Source organism: Streptomyces sp. NPDC001832 (genome assembly GCF_040297265.1).
In the GTDB taxonomy this organism is placed as follows: domain Bacteria; phylum Actinomycetota; class Actinomycetes; order Streptomycetales; family Streptomycetaceae; genus Streptomyces.
On record NZ_JBEOYU010000095.1, the window covers coordinates 1 to 1,528 of the forward strand.

Below are 1,528 nucleotides of genomic sequence, written 5' to 3' on the forward strand. Positions count from 1 at the left end.
CCCTCTCTGACAGCCTTGACTGAGACGCCCGCTTTGCCGGGTTAGGCTGGAAGGGCGAGAACAGGAGTACACCCCGGCATGGCCAGCACCACCCCCCGTAGCTCCGGATCGGACCCGGCGCCCCGTCCGAAGCGGCGGACGTTTTCCGCGGAGTACAAGCTGCGGATCGTTGCCGAGTACGACGCCGCCCCGACTGGGGAGAAAGGGGCGATCCTACGGCGTGAGCGGCTGTACCACTCGCACGTGATCGAGTGGCGCCAGGCCCGCGACGCCGGCGCCCTGGATGCCCTGACCGACCAGCGGACCTCTCCGGTCCGGCCGAAGAAGGCGGCCGAGCAGACCGAGCTGGAACGGCTGCGCAAGAAGGTCGCCCGGCTGGAGAAGGACCTGGCCCGCCGGGACGCGGCCCTCGAAGTAATGGGAAAAGCCAACGCGCTCTTGGAACTGCTCTCCGAGAGCGCGGACTGAAGCACGCCGCCGCACCGGTGATCGACGAAGCTTTCTCAGGTGTCCAGGGGCAGTTGGGGACCACGGCGGCCTGCCGGCTGACCGGACGCTCGCGCGCCACCCACTACCGTCACATCAGCCCGAAGCCGAAGCCCGCACTGTCCCCAAGACCCACGTCCGCTTCGGCCCTCTCACCGGCCGAGCGGGCCCAGGTCCTGGCACTGCTGAACCGGCCGGAGTACGTCGACCTGCCACCCGCCCAGGTCTGGGCACGTGAGCTGGACGCAGGGAACTACTGGTGTTCGGAGAGGACGATGTACCGGATCCTGTCCGCCGCCGGGCAGAACGGCGACCGCCGCCGCCAGGCCACCCACCCGCCCAGGACGATCCCCGAACTCGTCGCGACCGGACCCTCGCAGGTTTTCACCTGGGACATCACCCGACTGCCCGGTCCGGCCAAGGGCATCTGGTTCCACGCCTACGTGATCATCGACATCTTCAGCCGCTACATCGTCGGGCACACCGTCGAACTCGCCGAAACGGCGCAGCGCGCCGAGGAGTTGATCCGCGAGGCCATCGAACGCAACGGCGTTGTGCCCCACACCGTCCACGCGGACCGCGGCACCTCCATGACCAGCAAGAAGGTCTCCCAGCTACTGATCGACCTCGGCGTCACCCGGAGCCATTCCCGCCCCAGAGTGAGCAACGACAACCCCTTCAGCGAAAGCCAGTTCCGCACCACCAAGTACGCACCCGACTACCCCGAGCGCTTCGACTCCCTGGCACACGCCCGGGAGTGGATGGACGCGTTCATCAGCTACTACAACCACGAGCACCGGCACTCCGGGATCGGTCTGCACACCCCCGCCTCGGTCCACTTCGGCACCGCCCACGAAGTGAGGGACCAGCGGTCTGTCGCCCTCGCCAACGCTTACAAACGCCACCCCGAGCGCTTCGCCCGGCGACCGAAACCACCCGAGATACCCGGCCAGGTCTGGATCAACGACCCCGCCAAACGAGCGCAACCCGAACCACAAAGCTCATAGCGACGTAAATGTCTCATTTGACTTGACAACTACCG

At 67.0% G+C, this 1,528-nt stretch carries 2 protein-coding genes; both read left to right on the top strand.

Going from position 1 to position 1,528, the window contains the following annotated elements; genetic code table 11:
- Positions 1 to 78: 78 nt before the first annotated feature.
- A complete protein-coding gene (locus tag ABT115_RS30995) occupies positions 79 to 468 on the top strand; it encodes a transposase (RefSeq protein ID WP_502969198.1) in 390 nt (129 codons plus the stop codon).
- Positions 469 to 485: 17 nt separating this feature from the next.
- Complete coding sequence (locus tag ABT115_RS30790; protein WP_502969200.1) at positions 486 to 1,493, top strand: IS3 family transposase; 1,008 nt, start codon at positions 486 to 488, stop codon at positions 1,491 to 1,493.
- Positions 1,494 to 1,528 lie beyond the last annotated feature (35 nt).